This window comes from Arcticibacter svalbardensis MN12-7 (assembly GCF_000403135.1).
GTDB classification, from domain to species: Bacteria; Bacteroidota; Bacteroidia; order Sphingobacteriales; family Sphingobacteriaceae; genus Arcticibacter; species Arcticibacter svalbardensis.
Window position 1 is genome coordinate 36,129 of the sequence record NZ_AQPN01000044.1, and the last position, 20,512, is coordinate 56,640.

The window sequence follows — 20,512 nt, forward strand, 5'->3', positions numbered from 1 at the left end:
TCTATTTAAAAATTAGGGTAATATGATAATGAATATGATGAACAGTTCAATTTAGTCTGTAAAGTTAAAATTATCTGCGTCTTTAAGAAAAGGTAGCGTTCTTCTTGCTTTATGAAGGTCCTCATCTGATATAGAAAAGGTATAGAGGTCTTCATCATTTGGTTTATAATACACTGTATTTCCATAGGGATCTATACACATTGAATCACCATTATGATAAACCTCATTTCCATCGTGCCCAACACGGTTAACACCAATAACAAAGGCTTGGTTTTCTACTGCACGGGCAGGGATGAGGCTTTTCCAATGTGAAGCACGTTTATCGGGCCAGTTGGCTACCACAAGTAAAATGTCGTATTCTGCATTTACATTACGCAGCCAAACAGGAAAGCGAAGGTCATAACAGATGACAGGACATATTTTCCAACCCTTGAGTTCGACAAAAAGTTTTTTGGTACCGGCAGTATACACTGTGTCCTCTTTACCCAGACTAAAAAGATGTCTTTTGTCGTATTTCTCGAAGGTTCCATCGGGACGCATCCAGATCAGGCGGTTATAGTACTTACCATCTTCTTTAATGGCAAGACTCCCTGTAACGACACAATTGAAGCGAATCGCTTGTTCAAGCATCCATTGCATGGTAATTCCGTTCATCTCTTCAGCCAATATTTCGGCATTCATGGTGAAACTTGTGCTGAACATCTCAGGGAGAATGATCAAATCAGTCTTTTCGCGAATTGAAGAAAGCCTTAAAGAAAGGTTCTTAAGATTCTTTTCTATGTTCTCCCAGAATAAGTATGCCTGGAATGTAGTGATTTTTAAAATACTCATTAATTCTAATCAGATCGTAAAAGTAATAACTATGCAAACGTTGTATTCTAATAATTGGTCTAATCTAAATTTCAAAGTGTAAAAATGATGAAAAATAATAGCTTTACTGTTTAAAAATACTTTTATATGATATTAAAGAGCCAGGAAAGCAGACTTTTTTTTATTCTGGGAACATTTATGGTTGCCAATACCATTTTAGCGGAAATTATAGGGGTAAAGATTTTTAGCGTTGAGGCCTCTTTAGGGCTGCCTAAGTTTGATATTGATTTATTTGGTGTCCCTGGATTATCTTTTAATATGTCGGCAGGTGTGCTGACATGGCCACTTGTATTTATTACTACAGACCTCATTAATGAATACTATGGGATGAAGCAAGTCCGGTTTTTATCTCTGATCACCGCCTTTCTGATTGCCTATGCCTTCCTGGTGATTGGTTTTGCAATGGGATTAAGTCCTGCAGATTTCTGGGTTAAACAAACCGTTCAGGGTGAAGTAATCGATATGAACCGTGCATTTGTGGGCGTTGTTGGTCAGGGTATGTGGATTATTGCAGGCTCTATTACTGCTTTTTTACTGGGACAGTTTGTTGATGTAGCGATTTTTCATCGGATAAAGAAAATAACCGGGGAAAAAAGGTTGTGGCTACGAGCAACCGGATCTACAGTCGTTTCTCAATTTATAGATAGTTTCGTGGTGATTTTTATCGCTTTTTATTTGAATCCTCAATATCACTGGAGCTGGAAGATGGTTGCTGCAATTGGGTTGGTCAATTATTCCTATAAGTTTATTGTCGCAATAGGAATGACCCCGATTCTTTATATGTTTCACGGAATCATAGATCGTTTTTTAGGAAAAGAGTTATCCTTAACCCTTCGGGAGGAGGCTGCAAAAGTAGATTAAATTATATTTTTCATAAAAATTAATATTTTTTTTCTGCAGCAAAAAAAACAGTACATTTCCGGCATAAACCTATTTTCTTATTTCTTAAGTATGAAAATGTTATGGCTTTCAGTCATTGTAATTCTCAGTACGAAAGGGTTGTTCGCTCAAAATATAAATGCCGGAGCACGCATCACCGCTATGGGTCAAACCGGAGTGGCCCTTCAGGAGGTATGGTCTGTTCAATCCAACCAGGCCGGCCTTGCTTCGTTGCACAAACCGATAGCTGCTATATCTTATTTAAACACTATTGTAGGTACTGAAATTAATACGCAGTCTATTGTTTTTGCCTATCCTTACGGGCATCAAACTTTCGGATGGAGTATGCAAAGTTTTGGCTTTTCTGCATTTAAAGAACGACGGTATGGTTTTGCATATGCCCGTAACTTTAACGATGTTCTTTTTGCCTCTTTAAATTTCAACTATCATCAGCTGAGTATTGCAGGATATGGCCATACTGGTACCTACTCTGTAGAGGCGGGACTACAATATAAGCCTTCCGAAAGCCTGATTATTGGTGCTCATGTTGTGAATCCTTCTGCTAGCTCATATGATGCAGCTGTTGATGCTATATTGCCTGTTTTTGCAGAAGCGGGTTCTTCTTACTTGTTTTCGGATAAGGTACTCCTCAGCACTGCTCTTGTGGTATCCTCTAAACGAATTGCCGATTTTCGAACGGGATTAGAATATAGTGTTATTCCTCAGCTTGCATTTCGTGGGGGCGTCTCCACACATCCCTTCAAGCAGTACGCAGGTTTTGGTTATGCTATTGATCATTTATGTATTGACGGTGCATTAAGTAGCCATCCTGCTTTGGGTTATTCTCCACAGATTTCCTTAGCTTATGAGTTTTAAACGCCAATTGCTGCTACTGGTTTTGGTGATCAGCTTTCAGTCAGGCTTTACTCAAACAGAAACTGATCCCTTCATTGAAACTTTGCTGGAATCTATTGCTGAAAATAATCAGTCGGAAACAGATTATTCGGAACTCTCAGAAAGGTTATATTTTATAAAGCAGCATCCTTATGATCTGAATACAGTTAACCTGGAACAATTGACTGATCTGGTATTTTTAAATCCTTTACAAATAACGTCTTTTTTGGATTATCGGCGTGATAATGGCCCTTTTGTTGAAATTCAGGAGCTGCAGCTGATCGATTTATTTACGGAGGAAACCGTACAATATATGATTCCTTTTATAATGATTGCTAAACCGGGAATGTTGGAAATTAAAAAGAGTCAGGCAAAAAGTACACATGAGCTGATGACTACTTACTCCCGTACGATAGAAAAACAGAAAGGTTATCTGGTTCCTGATACGGTATCTCATTATACAGGTTCGCCTTTTAAGCTTTTAAACCGGTACAGATATCATTATGGTAAAAATGTTTCCGGAGCAGTTACGATGGAAAAGGATGCAGGGGAACCTTTCGGCGCATCTACTAAACCTTATGGATTTGATTTTTATTCGGCGAGTCTGTTTATTCGTAACGGGCGATATGTTAAAAAACTGGCTTTGGGAGACTATTCTTTGCAATTTGGACAAGGTTTAAGTCTATGGTCCGGACTAAGTTTTGGTAAAGGGGCAAATATTGCCGGCATTGCTAAGCTGCAATCCGGTTTAAAACCATATTCTTCTACTAACGAAACCGAGTTTTTTAGAGGAGTGGCTGCTACAATAGCCATCAAACACTTTGAACTGACTCCTTTTATTTCATATCATGCTGTTGATGCCTCTGTAAATACTGCAGATACCTTAATAAACGAGTCACAGATCAGCTCCCTAAGCATTACAGGATTGCATCGGACCGCAACAGAGTTAGATAATAAAGGTGCTGCAAGTCAGCTCGTATTCGGATCAGTGATCCAGTATTCTGGAAAAGCATTACGTTCAGGCGTCATTGTTTATCAAACCCGATATAATTATAATCTGGAGTCTGGACAATCTTTATACAATAAATTTGAATTTGCAGGTTCAACATTGACTAACAGTTCCGTATATTACAATTACACCTGGAATAATCTTTATTCCTTTGCTGAGGTTTCGCATAGTGTAAATAGTGGTTTTGCTTTAATAAGTGGGTTAATGGGAAGTCTTTCCAATAAGGTATCGGCTGTGCTATTTTATAGGAACTATCAGAAAAATTATTACTCTTTCTTTAATAAGGCGATCAATGAAGGAAGTAACGCATCCAATGAAAGTGGTTTTTATTCTGGTTTGACTGTTGCCCTTACGCCCAAGACGGAGATATCGTTTTACACTGATTTCTTCAGGTTTCCATGGCTCCGTTATCGTGTGGATGCACCATCTTCAGGGAGAGAGCTATTAGCCCAGGCCAGCTGGTCACTTAAAAAAGGCACGAAATTGAGTTTCAGGTATAAATCTAATGTCAAGGAGCAGAATGATGCGGGTGAAAATACCATAAACTACCTGGTACCTGTACATAAAGATAACTATCGGCTGGATTTCTTAACTAAACTGAATGCAAACTTTCAATTTAGAAATAGGGTAGAAGTTGTGCAGTATAAAAAGGCGTTAAACAGTCAATTAGGTTTATTGATCTATCAGGATGTTTTATACAAACCGATGGGTTCAAAGCTGAGTGGCAATTTCAGAGTAGCATTCTTTCATTGTGATGCTTACGATTCGCGTATCTATGCTTTTGAAAATGACGTGCTTTACAGTTACTCGATACCTGCTTATCAGGATAAAGGATACCGGTTTTATCTGAACACCCGATACCGTTTAAGTAGATCTATAGATGCCTGGTTTAAGTATGCCATTACGCAATACTCCTCTGGAGAGGATATAGGAAGCGGACTGGATTTAATAGAAGGGCGACATAAATCAGATTTCAAAATACAGGTTAGATACAGTTTAAAATGAATTATAGCACTCCACACGTTTTTGTAAGGCTGCTTATTCCATTAATAATGGGTATTTCCATTGCATTCAATTTGCAGACTTCGGCATGGCTGTATGTTGTTTTCCCCTCTATCACTGTGATATTGCTTCTCGTTATGCTTGTGATGCAGGTTCAATATAAGCGCTATGAACTGTATTTATACTCATGGATGCCTGGATTAAGTGTCTTTTTATTCATACTCTGTTTTTTTACAACCTATACGCTTTTCAATTATCAGACATATTCTAAGGACTATTTTGCTCATCATCGTTCAGATGCATTATTGGTAGAAATTAGATCAGAACCACAACTGAAGAATAGCCAGTTGCGTTTTGAAGTATCTGTTCAGCAAAGTATCAAAGGGGAAAAAGTACAGGCTGCAAGCGGTAAAATGCTGGTCACCCTAAAAATAGACTCTACAAATACCGCTCAGTATAAAGATGGAGATCTATTGTTGATTCCGGCAAAATACAAATTGATCGAAGGCCCTCGAAATCCCTATGAATTTGATTATAAAACGTATATGGCGAATCATGGGGTATATCACCAGGCATATTTGACTTTATCTCAAGTAAAACTGGAGGGAACAAATTGGAGCTTCAATTCATTCCTGATTGATCAAAGGAAAAACATGGTAAGAAAGCTGGATAAATATATACCTGATAAAGAAGCCTCTGCTCTGGTTTCGACTCTATTGCTTGGGTATAAAGCAGATTTAAGTAAAGATGTACTTAATACATATAGCAAGACTGGCACCATGCATGTATTGTCTGTTTCGGGAATGCATGTCGCCTTGATTATGACTCTGGCAGGCTATCTTTTAGGGTTCATGAACCACAGTAAACTAAAGATAGTTCAAACTTTATTATTTATCCTGATTGTTTGGTCCTATACCTTGCTGTCCGGATTTTCGGCAGCAGCTTGCAGGGCAGCCATTATGATCAGCTTTGTCATTGTAGGCAAAGCGATGAATAGAGATCAGAAGATGCTTAATTGTATTGCTGCATCTGCATTTTTCCAATTGTTGATTCAGCCTATGCTGTTATTTGATGTAGGCTTTCAACTGTCATATCTCGCAGTAATGGGACTTATCCTGTTTTACCCGGAAATATATATCAAAGTACAGGTTAAGAACTGGTTGTTAGACAAAATATGGTCATGCATAGCGGTGTCTCTCGCCGCTCAAATAGCCACCTTCCCCTTGAGTTTATACTATTTCAATCAATTCCCGGTGTTTTTTCTGATCAGTAACCTGTTTATCCTTATCCCTGTTGTGATCATTATGTACGGCGGAATTTGTTTTCTGTTGATTCCATTTGATTTTATACTGCGTATTTTAGGTACAGTATTGGGAAAAAGTATCCTGGTTCTTAATGGGGGACTTCGAATCATAGAAAACTTTCCCTTTGCTAATTTTCATGGATTTCACTTTGGGATCTGGTACTATCTGCTCCTTTATTGTTTAATAATCGGTTTCTATATCGCATTTAAAAGCAAAACAAAAAATATTGCCTGGTTGCTTGTATTTATTGTGTTTGTTCTTGTAAGCGTGAATAGTATAAATAATTTGCTGCTTAGAGGAAAGACAAGTGTTGTTTTTTACTCCCTTAAAAACCAGATGGCGATAGCTTTTATACGAAGGGGACAGGTGACTGTTCTAAGCGATCTCAAAAAGGATGATCCAATATCTAACTATTCGATCATGCCCTTGATAAATAATCAAAACCTGAATTTAGAAAGTTTTACTCCTTACCCGACAACTTATAGAACTGCTGACCTTTTTTTTAGAGGTCATTGCTGTCAGTTTAAAAGTTGGAAGCTCCTTATTTATGATCGGTCTTATCAACAGGGAGTATCGCAGTTACCGGTGGTTGTAAATGCAATATTACTGCATGATAATCCATCTGTAGAGATGACTGAATTAATGAAAAATTATAAATTCAACTATCTGATCATTGGATCTAAGAATGCCAATTATAAAATTGAACAATGGACCAAAGATGCAGAACAGCTGGGTTTAACGTATTATATCCTCAAAAACCAGAAGGCATTAAATAGGGAAGATATGGAGTAAATGGAAAAATTTCATGTCCTGATCCTGATACAATTAAGTTTGTAAATTTCCAAGAAATGAGATAAAAGAAAAACCCTTATCTTGGTTAAGATAAGGGCTTGGTTTATAATTTCGCCAGATGAGCTCCATCAAATATATGTAAAATTTCATATCAATAAATCTTTATTGTGCTAAAATGAAAATATATTTTTGAATAGAAATAAGTCTCAAATTAAGGCATTTTAGAGTTTCAATAGAAGTGCTGATTGTCTGCAATATCCTTAAGGAAAGCGATGATTTATCAGTTGAATTAATGATAATTTGGTTAATACTTTGTCATCATTATAAAGTGTTAAATTTTGAAGAAAACAGGTGTTAGGTCCCCTTTTTCAATGCTTTATAAATATTTTAATAAAATACGGGGTGTAGAAGCATAATTGAGCCGTTAAAATGAATTGATATTCGTGGAAACACTGTCTCATTAATCGTGTTATTGAATAAAGACTTAGAAAAAATAAAATAAACAGTTATGAATAACGAAATAATTGACAACTTAAAAGATTCTTTAAAAGGCCCCTTACTACAGGATAATCCAAATGCTAACGTAAGTAAATCAGAGCGAATCATTTCTTTAGCTACTGGTGCTTTCATTTTATTTAGTGGTATAACCAGTATTTTTTCACATCCTGTATTTGCTTTAGGAAAAGTAGTTGTAGGGGGATCTCTGATGCAAAGAGGGCTTACAGGCTACTGTCCTTTAAAAGCAGCATTGGAAGAAGATATAGATGAAGAAAACGAAACTATTTTAATTAGCTCTCCCACAACCTTTACTGTATCGTAAAACGATTAAAGGTATAAAAAACGCTGGCTATGCAAATTAAATTACATCTAAAGAGGCTGAATCGAAAAAGATATCAGCCTCTTTTTAATTTAAATACGAATGCACACTACGAATCCATATAACGGAAAATTAGTTAAAGAATATAAACTGCATACTGCTGAAGAAGTCAGTGATAAAATTCATAAAGCTCATCAGGCTTTTGAAACATGGCGAACAGTAGGCTATAATCAACGGGCAGATCTACTGAAAAAGCTAGCAGAAGTGTTAACAACAAGAAAAACAGAGCTCGCTCATTTGATGGCAGAAGAAATGGGGAAGCCAATAACAGCAGGTAGTGCTGAGATTGAAAAATGTGCAAAGGTTTGTATCTATTATGCTGAGCATGGAGCTGAATTCTTAAAAGACGAAATAGTGACAACGGATGCCAGTAATAGCTATATTACTTTTCAACCTCTGGGAGTTGTACTTGCTGTGATGCCCTGGAATTTTCCCTTTTGGCAGACGTTCCGGTTCTTAGGCCCCGGACTAATGGCTGGAAATGTTGCTCTTTTAAAGCACGCTTCAAATGTTCCAGGTTGTGCTTTAATTATTGAAGAACTGCTTAAGCAAGCAGGTTTTCCTGAGCATGTATTTCAAACTTTACTCATTTCAAGTGATTCTGTTGAATCCATTATTGCAAACCCATTAGTCAAAGCCGTAACCTTAACAGGAAGTACTGAGGCTGGGATGAAAGTAGCAGGACAAGCTGCTTCACTAATTAAAAAAGCAGTATTAGAATTAGGGGGGAGTGACCCTTATATCATATTTGAGGATGCGGATCTTGAATTAGCTGCTTCGAAATGTGCAGAAAGCAGGTTGATCAATAGCGGACAAAGCTGTATCGCTGCTAAGCGCTTTATCGTATTGGAAGAAGTTGCAGCACAATTTATTGCTTTATTTAAAGATAAAATGGCAAGTCAACACCCAGGTGATCCAATGCAACCGGATACTACAATGGGGCCTATGGCAAAAGTTGCTCTTCGTGATGAGCTTCATCAACAAGTAGTGAAGTGTATCGAAATGGGGGCCAAATGTATTCTCGGTGGTACAGTGGAACCGGGTGAACATGCTTTTTATCCACCTACAATTCTAACCGGTGTAACCAAAGGAATGCCTGCTTATGATGAAGAACTCTTTGGGCCGGTAGCCTCTGTTATTGTGGTGAAAGATGAGGATGAAGCTATTTGTGTAGCCAATGATTCTTCCTTTGGATTAGGCTCTGCCTTGTTTACAACTGATTTAAACCGGGCAAACCGTATAGCCTCCATGCAGATTGAGGCCGGTTGCTGTTTCATCAATGATTATGTTCGCTCTAGTCCTGATCTTCCATTCGGTGGCATTAAACAATCAGGATATGGAAGGGAGCTTGGTGTTTATGGAATTAAGGAGTTTGTAAATATCAAATCTGTATATGTCGCTTAAATCATTGTGAATTAAACGTATTTTAACTAACTGAAGATTATCTGAATTTTTCGTAAAGTTTAGGCTTAACAGATTCACTTAAAAAAGCATATTCAGCAGCAGTTAACTCAGGAGCACTTGCTATTTTAGCCACATCATTTAACTGTTCAATGGTGCGAATTCCTACTATAGCAGATGCTACCGGTGGCTTTTTCAATACATAAAGAAGTGCAGTTTGCGATGGACTTCTTTTTGTACCTGCAACAAAGTTGACCGCTTTTGCTGCCACTTCTACATCTTTAACGGTATAGTTGAGGTATTCTTTTGCTGGTTTATTCACTAATAATCCCTGAGCAATTCCTCCACGGGCAAGAATTGGTATCTCGTTTTCTTCGAGCAGCTTCATCATGCTTTCTTCCGGCCTGCGATCGAGTAAGCTAAATTGCATCATGACACTCACAATGGCTGAACGTTCTACATATTTTTTTATAACTTCAGGACGGATAGATGAAATGCCGTATTGTCTGATCTTTCCCTGGTCTGTTAAGGTCGAGAATGCTTCTATAACCTCATCAATGGGATCTTCGAGAGTTCCCCCATGCAATTGGTAGAGATCTATATAATCGGTGCCTAAGCGCTTTAAACTACTTTCAACCGCTTTCATAATATATTCTTTACGCGGGTTCCAGTCCCATCCACTTCCATCTGCTCTCCATTGGTTCCCCACTTTGGTCGCCAGTATACAATCAGATCTTTTATCTTTTAGTATTTTTCCAACCTGCTCCTCATTCAATCCTTTTTCATACAAATCAGCCGTATCAAAAAAGTTGATTCCATATTCCAGTGCCTGATCAATGATAAACTTGTTGTTTCGTTCATCAATTCCTAACGACATACAACCGAACCCTATTTCACTTACTTGAATATCCGATTGACCGATTTGATTATACTTCATTCTAGCTCTAAATCTATGCTCTAAAATAATGTTTATTTTATCTATTGAGAATTTAATGTGTTAATTCCAAAAAGTGTTACTAATTTTCCCCTATATTGAAGAATAACTATGGGGGAGATGAAGTTTACACCGGAATTGTATGTAGTAGGAGCAGGGCCAGGTGATCCGGAACTTATTACCCTTAAGGGGCTCAAAGTTTTACAGCGCACACCCATTATCCTGTATGATAATTTAGCGAATAAAGAGTTGCTTGATTATGCGCAGGACAGCTGCGAAAAAATATACGTAGGTAAAACACCTTACGGTGAATACACCTCTCAGGAAGCTATTCATGAATTGATCAAAGAGAAAGCTTTTGAAAAAGGTATGGTGGTCCGGTTAAAAGGAGGCGACCCCTTTATATTTGGACGAGGCTTTGAAGAAGTACTCTTTGCTAATAAATTAGGCATTAAAACCTTTTATATACCAGGGATCACCAGTATGCAGGCCTCTGGGTTTAGTCATATTCCACTTACACACCGCACTATAAGTGAAGGTATCTGGGTGCTTACCGGAACAAAAAAAGATGGCGGACTATCTTCTGATCTTCGTTTAGCCATGCGGAGCAATGCAACCGTAGTGATCTATATGGGGATGAAAAAAGTGCATGAGATAGCGGATACCTATATTCAGGAAGGAAAAGGAGATACCCCAGCTGCAATCATTCAGCATGCTACTCATGTCAAACAAAAATCGGGAAGTGGACTAGTGAAAGATCTTTCGGCTATTGCCGAGATGAACCATCTTACGCATCCCTCAATCATTATTATAGGAGGTGTGGTTGCTCTTAAGGATACTGCATTAAATCTTTAAAGTATTTTCGACCTTTAACAAAGTACTGCCAGACAATACTTCCTGTATAAAATCCGGTTTTATTAAAAGAAGATACATCCTGAGTTCCTTTCGACCAGTTCCTTTGCAGGTTTTTAAAAAAGGAGCGGTGTGCCTTGCTTATGGCCAGTGCATGTTGAAACTTCCCATTAGCAACAAACTTTAATAAGGAGATAAAATCAAGCCCAAAACGGATAAATAGGATATATAATCGTTTCTGAGGATCCAGATTCTTGGTTAGTAAAACCAGGTTGTTACGAAAGTTCAGGTATGTTTTAAATGGGCTTTCCGTTTGTAGAGTTCCACCCCCGATATGATAAACGGTAGATTGCGGACAATACATGATCTTATATCCCTTATTTTTTAATCTCCAGCACAGATCAATTTCTTCCATGTGTGCATAAAAATCGGCATCAAAGCCTCCCAATAAGTTCCAGTAACTGCTTTTAATAAAGAATGCAGCTCCACTTGCCCAAAATATCTCTGATGCACTTTCATACTGACCTTGGTCGTCTTCAACGGTGTCAAAAATCCGGCCTCTACAAAATGTATATCCAAACCTATCTAAATATCCACCAGCCGCACCGGCATGTTCAAATCTGTCTTTATTAAGATAAGATTTAATTTTAGGCTGTGCTGCTGCAACCATAGGATCACGCTCCATCAATGTAATAACTGGCTCTATCCATCCGGAAGTTACTTCTACATCAGAATTCAGGAGTACGAAATAATCAGATTGAATTTGAGCAAGTGCTGTATTGTACCCTGCGGCAAAGCCTTCGTTGCTATTATTGATCAGGATTTCAACGTTTGGAAAAGAAGTTCTTAAAAACGGTACAGATTGATCAGTAGAGGCATTATCGGCTACGATAACCCTTAAGTTCGGGTAAGAAGAACGAACTACTTCAGGAAGAAATTTCTCCATGTAATCTTTTCCATTCCAGTTCAATATAACAACAGCTACACTTGGAAAATCAGACATTATACATCTTCCTCCTTAAATTTCCAACGCCTGTGCGACCATAGCCACATCTCCGGTCTTTTCCTTATTATTTGTTCCAGAAATTGGGTATGACCTTCTGTGATTTCATAAAGTTTGGTATCCTTTGGGTTCTCGAATAAAGTGGTGAGGGTGCAATCGTAATAACCCCTTTTCAGACGGTTCAGATGAGCATAAATAACCGGCATATTTGTTTTTACGGCAATTTTTTCCACTCCTAAAAATATGGCTGTTCTTTGATTCAGAAAATCGGTAAAATAATGCGCTTCATGCCTCACAGGAGTTTGATCCCCCACTAAAGCAATGGCAAATGTTTTCGATTTACAAGATAATATAGCGCGTAAGGTTTGTTTCATGGGTACCATTATACCACCAAAACGAGAGCGCCAGCCATTCAGTATAGCCTCAAAGTTTTTATTCGCTACAGGTTTATATACCACCATCACCGGCTCAGGGTATACAGATGCAATTATAGGCGTTCCCCATTCCCAATTGCCATAATGTGCGGTTACAATAATCACAGCGCGCCCCTGATCATAAAATTGTCTGATTTCACTGGTGTTTGTGATCACGAGTCGCTTTAAAACACAGGCTCTTGTCATGGAGGCCATTTTCAGACTTTCCACCATGGTATCCACCAGGTTTACGTAAAACTTTTTTGTAATATCAAGCAGCTCCTGTTCGTTCTTTTCAGGAAAGGAATTCTTTAAATTATCATGTACTACGTTTCTTCTGTATTTAACAATGTAATACAATACAAAATAAAGCAGGTCAGCAATAACATACAACACCCTGAAAGGAAGTAAAGAAAGAATATATAAAGGATATTTGGCAAGGTTCTTAAGACCCTTCTTCATCTGTATAATTATAGTTAATTTCGTGCGATTGAGTACAAACATAGTATATAGCATGCACAAAGGCGCAATATTTCCTTCATTTTACCTTCCACCAGTAGAATACTTTTCCCAGATGAAAGCCCATAATGACCAAATCATAGTGGAAGGATGCGAACATTATAAAAAGCAAACCTTTCGTAGCCGGGCTACTATTCATTCGCCCCAAGGCAAACTTGATCTTATCATTCCTGTACTTAAGGGTGCAAATCTTCAAACGGATATCAAAGACGTAAAAATTAGTTACGACTTTGATTGGCAACGGCTTCACTGGCAAAGTATCCAGACAGCCTATCGGCGTTCCGCTTATTTCGAATATTACGAAGACGACTTTAAAGTTTTCTATACCCAAAAATGGGAGTTTCTCTTTGATTATAATATGGAATTACTTGATTTTTTAATCCGTAACCTGAAGCTAGATTTACCCTATACCTTTTCCACATCATACGAAGAGCAATACGTGGATCTGGATGATTATAGAGATTCCATCCATCCTAAAAGAACTCCGATAAGTGCATTTAAACCCTATTTTCAAGTATTTGATGATAGAAATGGTTTTATACCCAACTTAACTGTCGTTGATCTGTTGTTTAATCAGGGACCACAAAGTTCCTCTTATCTTTAAGTTTAAGGATACATTAAGCGATACATTTGTTATTTTAGCAGGCAATGCAATCATTTGAACTGAACAAAACAGATATTCTACGCCTGAAACAAGCGTTGGAGGGTGATGATGAAGACCTAAGGGCCTTGCTTTTGGAATATCATGCCACAGAAATTGCCATCCTCTTTTCTAGTCTGTCTCAGGAATCGCGTGATCGTATTATCAGTATGCTTCCTTCTGAGCTTGCCTCTGAAGTTATTTCAGAAATGGATGCAGAGATCCATCCAGAACGTATTCTGGAGAATCTTCATCCTGAGCGGCTCTCTGAAATTATGGAAGAGCTTGATTATGATGATGCTACTGATATTCTAAGTCAGCTCTCAGAAGACAGGCAGAATGAGATCCTGAGTGATCTGGATGATGAAAATGCCAGGCATATCCGTAATCTGTTAACTTATGATGAGGATACTGCCGGGGGACTGATGAATACCCAGGTGCTCAAGATTAATAGCAGACTGGCAAAGACAGAGGCATTAGAAGAGGTAATCCGCCAATCTGAAGAGATGGAGGAATTCTATACCATCAATGTGGTTGATGATCATAATCATCTTCAGGGAATCGTTTCGCTCAAGGATATCATCAAATCAAAAAATACCGTAATTGTTCATGACCTTATAAAAGAGGAATTCGTATATGTGAAAGCCAATACGGATCAGGAGGAGGTAGCGAGACTTATTTCCCAATATAATCTGACCAGTATTCCAGTCGTTGATGACGAAATGCATCTTCTTGGGCGGATCACTTTTGATGATGTGATCGACGTAATGGAAGAAGAAAACACCGAAGATATCTTAAAGATCTCCGGGGTTTCCGAAGATGAAGAGCTTTCTGGTAATTGGAAAGAAGCTGTTAAAAGTCGCCTTCCCTGGTTAGTCATTAACCTGGGTACTGCCTTTCTTGCCGCCTCTGTAATTCGTTATTTTGAACCCACAATCAGTAAGCTAGTATTGCTTTCCGGATATATGACCATGATTGCTGGTATGGGTGGTAATACTGCTACTCAGGCACTTGCGGTGACTATCAGACGTATCTCTTTAACTGACCTGACCGATAATCAAGCCTATCGTACTATATTAAAAGAATTTACTGTAGGATTAATTAACGGTGCATGTATTGGATTAATCGTATTACTCTTTGCTATATTTTATGATAAAAACCCATTAATGGGATTGGTTATTTTTATCTCCATGACAGGTAACCTGGTTTTAGCAGGAATAGCTGGAGCGTCGATTCCACTAGTGCTCAAGCGCATCGGAATTGACCCTGCAATAGCCTCCTCGATCATCATTACCACGTTTACGGATGTATTTGGCTTTTTATTATTATTAGGATTAGCAACCAGACTTCTTCTCTAAAGGCTTTTAATTTCTATAATTAATTATACTTTTGTTTTATGATTGAGATCAGAAACGATTGGACCAAGGAAGAAATTGCAGACATATATCATAGTCCTTTATTGGATTTAATATACCGTGCAGGTACTATACATCGCTTGAATGAAGATTATGCTGAAGTTCAAATCAGTAGTCTGATATCAATTAAAACAGGAGGATGTTCCGAAGACTGCTCATACTGTCCACAATCTGCCCGATACCAAACAGGTGTTCAGGTTCATGCTATGCTTACCGTAGACCAGGTTACTAATGCGGCAGTCATAGCCAAAGAAGGTGGTGCATCGCGCTTATGTATGGGTGCCGCCTGGAGAGAAGTACGTGATAACCGTGACTTCGACAGGGTAATTGAGATGGTTAAAGCCGTGAACGAACTGGATATGGAAGTATGCGCTACCCTTGGCATGTTAACCGAAAGTCAGGCTCAAAAACTAGCCGATGCAGGGCTTTATGCTTATAATCATAACATTGATACTTCAGAAGACGATTACAAACGCATCATCACTACACGTACATTTGACGATCGTCTTAAAACTATTGATAACGTAAGAAAGGCTAAAATTACCGTTTGCAGTGGTGGAATCATAGGTTTAGGTGAAACAGACAATGATCGGATCTCTATGCTTCAAACACTTTCCAATATGGCTAAACATCCTGAATCTGTTCCCATTAATGCACTTGTAGCAATCAAGGGCACACCGCTTGAAGATCAAAAGCCCGTGCCTATCTGGGATATGGTTCGTATGATTGCAACAGCGCGGATTATTATGCCTAAGAGTGTGGTACGTTTGTCAGCCGGTAGAAATGAAATGAGTATGACTGATCAGGCATTGTGTTTTATGGCCGGTGCCAATTCTATTTTTGCAGGTGATAAATTGTTGACTACCCCTAATCCTGAGTTTAACGAAGACATGAAGATGTTTGAAATACTGGGACTAAAACCTCGTGAGGCATTTAAAAAGGGAAGACCTGCAAATACTGAACAAAAAGAAATTATAGCACCAATCATTTAGATTAAAAATGGTTTCCAATTAAATTATTTACGTAAACTACTGTTGTACTCATATCGGTTCAACGCCTACAGAACAAAATGATTACCAGGAAGTTCTAGTGTATCAGGTATAAATTAAAAATGTTTAAACTAGTTAAGATCTAAATAATTGCTTGGTAATAATACCGTTTCATATTTTTGAAATAAGCGTTTTTAAACCATATAAGAGGTTGATTTATAAGTCTGTTGTCGTCAAAAAAAGATAGAATATAATTTACAAATCAACCTCTCTCTGAAAATGCCTGATCCTCTGTAATGCGTTTTGTTGTTTTTAGAATATCACCCGCAGACTTTTCAATAAACCCAAGCTGTTCCGTAATCAATTTGCTATCCCTATTTTCCACATCAGGCTGAATAGTAGGCTCTTGGATAGAAACATCCGTTTCCATGAAATCCTCTTCCTTGTCTTTCAGTTGAGAAATCCCTTCGCATAACTGATACAAGGCCCGTTTTATTAACTTGACATGTCCATTATTAATCTTCACCGGACGATCACTCCGCATAGTTGCTACCAATGTAGCATTATACGAAGATAACATGTGATTCAAAACAATGAATTTACTAGCCTCCCTTACTTTAATCTGTTTGCTCTTAGGCTCCGATAACATGCGTTGATAGGCGGATGCTAAATTGGCGGAACTTACATACAACTCTTTCCTGATCAACTTATATTCGGTGATATTTAACTCTTTGCCGGCAAGTCCCTCTGCTACCTTAGTTAAATACTGATAATTGGCGATCAGCAACTTCCTCATAAAGCTCTTTAATTGAGGATACTCCCAAGATGGGAAAAGGAAATAACTAGCAATTAGTGCGATAAAAGATCCAATGAAAGTGTCCAATATGCGTTCCTGTACCAGGCTCAGGTTTCCCAATCCTATAAAACTAAACATGATCAAAACGTAAGGTGTCATAAATAACACGCTAACCACATAGTTCAGCCTTTGGAAACTATAGGCTAATATCATAAATACCATCAAAAACATAAAACGAATAGTCGTGTCATGAATATAATAAACGATCAGTGCTCCAGCAATTCCTCCTGCAACGGTACCTATAAGCCGCTGGTAATTCCGCTGCTTGGTTAAGCTAAATCCCGGTTTAAGGATAACCAGAATGGTAAGCAAGATCCAGTAACTATGATGGCCTAAAGGAAGTAGTTTGGATACGCTGTAACCAATAACCGCAACGATAGCAACCCTTAGCGCATGTCTGAAGATCCCGGACTTCAGACTTAAGTTTTCAATAAACTGCTTCGGATCAAGAACCTGTGCAGATACAAATCGTCCTAAATCCTTTTCATCGTTTAAGTCCACATTTTCCAGCTTTTTATCGCTAAAATAGTCGTACATCGTATTGATCCTGTTGACGATATTTCTAATATTGACAAGGATCTTCTTAAGCACCAAGTTGTTATCAACCAAGTCGATTTTAGATTTAAGATCTTCAAGTTGCACCTGGAAATCCTGTGTAGGCCTTGGTCTTTCATTTGCATTGATATCAAAACCCAAATTCTCCAGCTCTTTACCGATATTGGATAGGATCTTATGGAACTCACTTAAAATTCCTGATGCTGCATAGTTCTTTTGTATCGTACGGTAATCATAATGAGATGCCATGGTCCTTTCAAACAAGTCAATCACATCCACGAAAATTAGAATCAGTAGTCTTGCCGTATTGGATGGTGACTTCGTGATTAACCTATTCTTAAATAGAATTTCCCTTACTACGTCCTGCTGTTGATGTACAATTATCTGCTGGTCAATCAGTTTCTTATAGGTATCATCGAAATGGAAATCAGCCTCATAAAAGACCGCTTTCAGATTGAGATATACGGCAACCTGATGGATACAATCGCCCAAAGCATGCTGTGCAATCCGATAAGGCCGAAATTGAGATACCGCCAGACTGAGACCCATATACCAGATTCCACCTACTACCAGAAGTCCTGTGTATTCGAAAATAGACTTGACTGTAAAATTCTGGTCAATGTTGATGATCATGATGATCAATACACCGGTACCGATAGACGCTGCTCTGTTGCCAAAGGTGTTAAACATCGAAAAGAAGAAACAGAGTGAAAATATTTCTGCTACGATCAATAAAGGATAGTCGTTAATTAGCCCGGTTAAAAGCGAGACAATCATCATAAATAAAATGCTGAAAAGCATGGCATTTCTTTTATGAACAACAGCCCCCGGGTAGTCGGGAATACTGGTAGTTATTGCACCCATAGAAACCGCTATGCCCGCTTCTAAATGTCCCGATTGCGAAAGCAGGAGAGGAGGTAGTAACACTCCAAAAGTAATACGAAGACCATCTGCAAGATATTGACTGTAAATGAAATTTTTAATTTCACGTGTTTGCTTCATATTGGAGTACCTGTGCTTATAGCTAAGTTATAAAAATTATCAATTGTCAATAAATTAAAAACTCAGAATTAATAAATAGGTGTGAATAAAAATGTAATTCTTTTTTTGTGATGCTAAATAAATTAGTATTTTTATAACATGTCAGAACGGATAAGAGAGAAGCTAGCGATACTAGCGGATGCGGCGAAATACGATGTGTCCTGTGCCTCAAGTGGAAGTAAACGAAAGAATGATAATAAAGGTTTGGGTAATACTGGTAATGGCATCTGTCATACCTATACTTCCGATGGGCGCTGTGTATCCTTATTAAAGATCTTATTGACTAACTTTTGTATCTATGATTGTGCCTATTGTGTAACCCGGAAAAGTAATGATATCCAGCGCACCGCTTTCACAGTCAAGGAAGTAGTGGACCTAACCATTAGTTTTTACAGGCGTAATTATATCGAAGGACTGTTCCTGAGCTCCGGAATCTTTAAAAATGCCGATTATACAATGGAACGCCTGGTGCGGGTTGCCAAAGAGCTTCGTCTCGAACATAAATTCAATGGCTATATCCATCTAAAAACGATCCCTGGAGCAAGTGATGAACTGATGAAAGAAGCAGGCCTTTATGCAGACCGCCTTAGTGTCAATATTGAAATCCCTACAGAGAGCGGACTAAAATTATTAGCACCGGATAAGGACAGGAAGGATATGATCCAGCCAATGAATTTTATCAAGCAGGAAATCATTCAGAATAAGAACGAAATTAAGCTGTTCAAAAAAGCCCCATTGTTTGTTCCAGCGGGACAAAGTTCGCAGATGATTATTGGTGCTACCAAGGAAACCGACCAGGATATCATGTATACTGCTAATAGTTTGTATAAAAACTTCAATCTTAAAAGGGTGTATTACTCAGGGTATGTTCCGGTAAGTCACGATTCCCGTCTTCCCTCATTTGACAGTGCCGTTCCCATGCTTCGGGAAAACAGGTTGTATCAGGCAGATTGGCTGATGAGGTTTTACGGCTTCCATGTAAAGGAACTTTTAAATACGGAAACACCTCATCTGGACCTTGATATTGATCCTAAGCTAAGCTGGGCACTACGGAACCCAAATCAGTTTCCTATCGATATTAATAAAGCCGACTTGCAGATGATCCTTCGGATTCCAGGTATTGGCGTTCAATCTGCGCAAAAGATTGTATCCGCAAGAAGGTTTCAGCGCCTCAACTGGGAAAACCTCAAAAAGCTTGGTGTTGCCTTAAACCGGGCTAAATATTTCATTACCTGTAACAGCACAGAATTCGAACGCCGCAATTTGTCATCTATGCAGATCAAACAGTATATTTTAGCCTCATCAAGCAGTAAGTATTTGAAAAGTAATGTAGCGCAACTGCAACTTTTTTAAATTGGGTCCAATGATTTCATCTCCGTTTGATCCAATGACCATCCTAATCTATGATGGAACCTGGTATGGTTTACTTTCCTGCATCTTCGACGTTTATGAATATAAACTCAAAAAGATTTCAGTTACCACAAAAGAGCTATTTCAACCGGATGCCTTTAGTAAAACGCATGAGGTATTTACTTCCCCCGCAAATGCCGAACGCGTTCTAAAGGGCCTCTCGAAGAAACTGTCGCCTACAGGAATGGCTTCTATTTACTCTTGTCATCTCTCCGAACTCCCTGAAATGGCCTCGGTTATTATTCGTTATGCCCGCCTTCTTTTTTCTTCGGGAATCTCTGAAAAAGCGTATGGTAACCCTGATGTGCTTAAAATCGCTCAAGTAGCTAAAAAGGTGGGTCGAGAGCGACACCGCATGAAGGCCTTTATTCGGTTCCGCCTGACTCAGGATGATATTTACTATGCCACTATAGAACCTGATTTCAACGTACTACCCTTAATTGTATCTCATTTTAAAAATAGATATGCCGATCAAAAATGGCTGATCTATGATACCAAGCGAAGTTATGGAGTTTACTACGACCTGCATACCACAGAAGAGATCCAACTTGACTTTGCAGAGAATCCAGAAAAACCTACGGATACTAACATCTTTGCCGAAAACGAAGAGCAGTATCAGACTTTATGGAAGAATTATTTCAAGCATGTTTCCATTGATTCCCGAAAGAATACAGCCCTTCATTTAAGGCATGTACCGAAGCGATACTGGAAACACTTGACGGAAAAGCAGGTATGAAAGGTTATCAATTTTACTCTTATTCTATTGACCTCATTTAAAGCAAAAAGATAATGAGGAGGAATGCAACACACTAGGCAGTTCTATTTACGTAATTAGAATGAATCTTAAATAAGATAGG

The 20,512-nt window shown here is 38.4% G+C and carries 17 protein-coding genes; 12 read left to right on the forward strand and 5 right to left on the reverse strand.

What is annotated here, in order from left to right; translation table 11 throughout:
• Window positions 1-51: 51 nt before the first annotated feature.
• Window positions 52-831, reverse strand: a complete 780-nt coding sequence (locus tag ADIARSV_RS05445; RefSeq protein WP_016194415.1) for an amidohydrolase — start codon at window positions 829-831, stop codon at window positions 52-54.
• Window positions 832-957: 126 nt separating this feature from the next.
• Between ADIARSV_RS05445 and ADIARSV_RS05450 the strand changes: the two genes are divergently transcribed.
• From ADIARSV_RS05450 to ADIARSV_RS05475, 6 genes are all read left to right on the forward strand, one after another.
• Window positions 958-1,731, forward strand: coding sequence for a queuosine precursor transporter (locus tag ADIARSV_RS05450; protein WP_016194416.1), 774 nt, complete (start codon window positions 958-960; stop codon window positions 1,729-1,731).
• A 96-nt stretch (window positions 1,732-1,827) separates the two neighbouring features.
• Window positions 1,828-2,625, forward strand: coding sequence for a PorV/PorQ family protein (locus tag ADIARSV_RS05455; protein ID WP_160166641.1), 798 nt, complete (start codon window positions 1,828-1,830; stop codon window positions 2,623-2,625).
• Window positions 2,615-4,657: a helix-hairpin-helix domain-containing protein gene (locus tag ADIARSV_RS05460; RefSeq protein WP_040299186.1), complete on the forward strand. Its 2,043-nt coding sequence runs from the start codon at window positions 2,615-2,617 to the stop codon at window positions 4,655-4,657. Before ADIARSV_RS05455 ends, ADIARSV_RS05460 begins: the two co-directional genes overlap by 11 nt.
• Entirely contained in the window at window positions 4,654-6,750 is a 2,097-nt protein-coding gene (locus ADIARSV_RS05465) for a ComEC/Rec2 family competence protein (protein WP_016194419.1), read from the forward strand. The genes ADIARSV_RS05460 and ADIARSV_RS05465 overlap by 4 nt, the downstream gene beginning before the upstream one ends.
• A 508-nt stretch (window positions 6,751-7,258) precedes the next feature.
• Window positions 7,259-7,570: a YgaP family membrane protein gene (locus tag ADIARSV_RS05470; protein ID WP_016194420.1), complete on the forward strand. Its 312-nt coding sequence runs from the start codon at window positions 7,259-7,261 to the stop codon at window positions 7,568-7,570.
• A 99-nt stretch (window positions 7,571-7,669) separates the two neighbouring features.
• Window positions 7,670-9,031 carry an NAD-dependent succinate-semialdehyde dehydrogenase gene (locus tag ADIARSV_RS05475; protein ID WP_016194421.1) on the forward strand — a complete coding sequence of 454 codons (1,362 nt, stop codon included), beginning with the start codon at window positions 7,670-7,672 and terminating at the stop codon, window positions 9,029-9,031.
• Between the two features lie 37 nt (window positions 9,032-9,068).
• On the opposite strand, the gene ADIARSV_RS05480 is transcribed toward ADIARSV_RS05475, so the two are convergent.
• Window positions 9,069-9,965 (reverse strand): aldo/keto reductase, encoded by an 897-nt coding sequence (locus tag ADIARSV_RS05480; RefSeq protein ID WP_016194422.1) that lies wholly within the window; start codon window positions 9,963-9,965, stop codon window positions 9,069-9,071.
• A 117-nt stretch (window positions 9,966-10,082) separates the two neighbouring features.
• Between ADIARSV_RS05480 and cobA the strand changes: the two genes are divergently transcribed.
• Window positions 10,083-10,817: a uroporphyrinogen-III C-methyltransferase gene (gene cobA / locus ADIARSV_RS05485; RefSeq protein WP_152439780.1), complete on the forward strand. Its 735-nt coding sequence runs from the start codon at window positions 10,083-10,085 to the stop codon at window positions 10,815-10,817.
• Here cobA and ADIARSV_RS05490 read toward each other — a convergent pair.
• Window positions 10,792-11,817 carry a glycosyltransferase family 2 protein gene (locus tag ADIARSV_RS05490; RefSeq protein WP_016194424.1) on the reverse strand — a complete coding sequence of 342 codons (1,026 nt, stop codon included), beginning with the start codon at window positions 11,815-11,817 and terminating at the stop codon, window positions 10,792-10,794. The genes cobA and ADIARSV_RS05490 overlap by 26 nt on opposite strands.
• Window positions 11,817-12,692, reverse strand: coding sequence for a lysophospholipid acyltransferase family protein (locus tag ADIARSV_RS05495; RefSeq protein ID WP_152439781.1), 876 nt, complete (start codon window positions 12,690-12,692; stop codon window positions 11,817-11,819). Before ADIARSV_RS05495 ends, ADIARSV_RS05490 begins: the two co-directional genes overlap by 1 nt.
• 22 nt (window positions 12,693-12,714) lie before the next feature.
• Here ADIARSV_RS05495 and ADIARSV_RS05500 point away from each other — a divergent pair, with 22 nt between their 5' ends.
• From ADIARSV_RS05500 to bioB, 3 genes are read left to right on the forward strand one after another with little or no spacing between them, the layout of a single operon-like run.
• Window positions 12,715-13,353, forward strand: a complete 639-nt coding sequence (locus ADIARSV_RS05500; RefSeq protein ID WP_016194426.1) for a WbqC family protein — start codon at window positions 12,715-12,717, stop codon at window positions 13,351-13,353.
• Between the two features lie 44 nt (window positions 13,354-13,397).
• Entirely contained in the window at window positions 13,398-14,747 is a 1,350-nt protein-coding gene (gene mgtE / locus ADIARSV_RS05505) for a magnesium transporter (RefSeq protein WP_016194427.1), read from the forward strand.
• 38 nt (window positions 14,748-14,785) lie between these two features.
• Window positions 14,786-15,796 carry a biotin synthase BioB gene (gene bioB / locus ADIARSV_RS05510; RefSeq protein ID WP_016194428.1) on the forward strand — a complete coding sequence of 337 codons (1,011 nt, stop codon included), beginning with the start codon at window positions 14,786-14,788 and terminating at the stop codon, window positions 15,794-15,796.
• Between the two features lie 259 nt (window positions 15,797-16,055).
• Here the strand turns inward: bioB and ADIARSV_RS05515 are convergent, their stop codons facing one another.
• Window positions 16,056-18,206, reverse strand: a complete 2,151-nt coding sequence (locus ADIARSV_RS05515) for an FUSC family protein (protein ID WP_016194429.1) — start codon at window positions 18,204-18,206, stop codon at window positions 16,056-16,058.
• Window positions 18,207-18,344: 138 nt separating this feature from the next.
• Here ADIARSV_RS05515 and ADIARSV_RS05520 point away from each other — a divergent pair, with 138 nt between their 5' ends.
• Both ADIARSV_RS05520 and ADIARSV_RS05525 read left to right on the forward strand, forming a co-directional pair.
• The gene (locus tag ADIARSV_RS05520) at window positions 18,345-19,598 is read left to right on the forward strand and encodes a putative DNA modification/repair radical SAM protein (RefSeq protein WP_016194430.1); all 1,254 of its coding nucleotides are present in this window, start codon (window positions 18,345-18,347) and stop codon (window positions 19,596-19,598) included.
• A gap of 10 nt (window positions 19,599-19,608) precedes the next feature.
• Window positions 19,609-20,391, forward strand: coding sequence for a TIGR03915 family putative DNA repair protein (locus tag ADIARSV_RS05525; RefSeq protein ID WP_016194431.1), 783 nt, complete (start codon window positions 19,609-19,611; stop codon window positions 20,389-20,391).
• Window positions 20,392-20,512 lie beyond the last annotated feature (121 nt).

Excerpts from the sequence above, each read along its gene's own strand:
- ADIARSV_RS05445 (WP_016194415.1), bottom strand. The coding sequence starts at position 831 with ATGAGTATTTTAAAAATCACTACATTCCAGGCATACTTATTCTGGGAG.
- ADIARSV_RS05460 (WP_040299186.1), top strand. The coding sequence starts at position 2,615 with ATGAGTTTTAAACGCCAATTGCTGCTACTGGTTTTGGTGATCAGCTTT.
- ADIARSV_RS05450 (WP_016194416.1), top strand. The coding sequence starts at position 958 with ATGATATTAAAGAGCCAGGAAAGCAGACTTTTTTTTATTCTGGGAACA.
- mgtE (WP_016194427.1), top strand. The coding sequence starts at position 13,398 with ATGCAATCATTTGAACTGAACAAAACAGATATTCTACGCCTGAAACAA.
- bioB (WP_016194428.1), top strand. The coding sequence starts at position 14,786 with ATGATTGAGATCAGAAACGATTGGACCAAGGAAGAAATTGCAGACATA.
- ADIARSV_RS05495 (WP_152439781.1), bottom strand. The coding sequence starts at position 12,692 with ATGAAGAAGGGTCTTAAGAACCTTGCCAAATATCCTTTATATATTCTT.
- ADIARSV_RS05465 (WP_016194419.1), top strand. The coding sequence starts at position 4,654 with ATGAATTATAGCACTCCACACGTTTTTGTAAGGCTGCTTATTCCATTA.
- ADIARSV_RS05480 (WP_016194422.1), bottom strand. The coding sequence starts at position 9,965 with ATGAAGTATAATCAAATCGGTCAATCGGATATTCAAGTAAGTGAAATA.
- ADIARSV_RS05515 (WP_016194429.1), bottom strand. The coding sequence starts at position 18,206 with ATGAAGCAAACACGTGAAATTAAAAATTTCATTTACAGTCAATATCTT.
- ADIARSV_RS05455 (WP_160166641.1), top strand. The coding sequence starts at position 1,828 with ATGTTATGGCTTTCAGTCATTGTAATTCTCAGTACGAAAGGGTTGTTC.
- ADIARSV_RS05470 (WP_016194420.1), top strand. The coding sequence starts at position 7,259 with ATGAATAACGAAATAATTGACAACTTAAAAGATTCTTTAAAAGGCCCC.
- ADIARSV_RS05490 (WP_016194424.1), bottom strand. The coding sequence starts at position 11,817 with ATGTCTGATTTTCCAAGTGTAGCTGTTGTTATATTGAACTGGAATGGA.
- ADIARSV_RS05475 (WP_016194421.1), top strand. The coding sequence starts at position 7,670 with ATGCACACTACGAATCCATATAACGGAAAATTAGTTAAAGAATATAAA.
- cobA (WP_152439780.1), top strand. The coding sequence starts at position 10,083 with ATGAAGTTTACACCGGAATTGTATGTAGTAGGAGCAGGGCCAGGTGAT.
- ADIARSV_RS05525 (WP_016194431.1), top strand. The coding sequence starts at position 19,609 with ATGATTTCATCTCCGTTTGATCCAATGACCATCCTAATCTATGATGGA.
- ADIARSV_RS05520 (WP_016194430.1), top strand. The coding sequence starts at position 18,345 with ATGTCAGAACGGATAAGAGAGAAGCTAGCGATACTAGCGGATGCGGCG.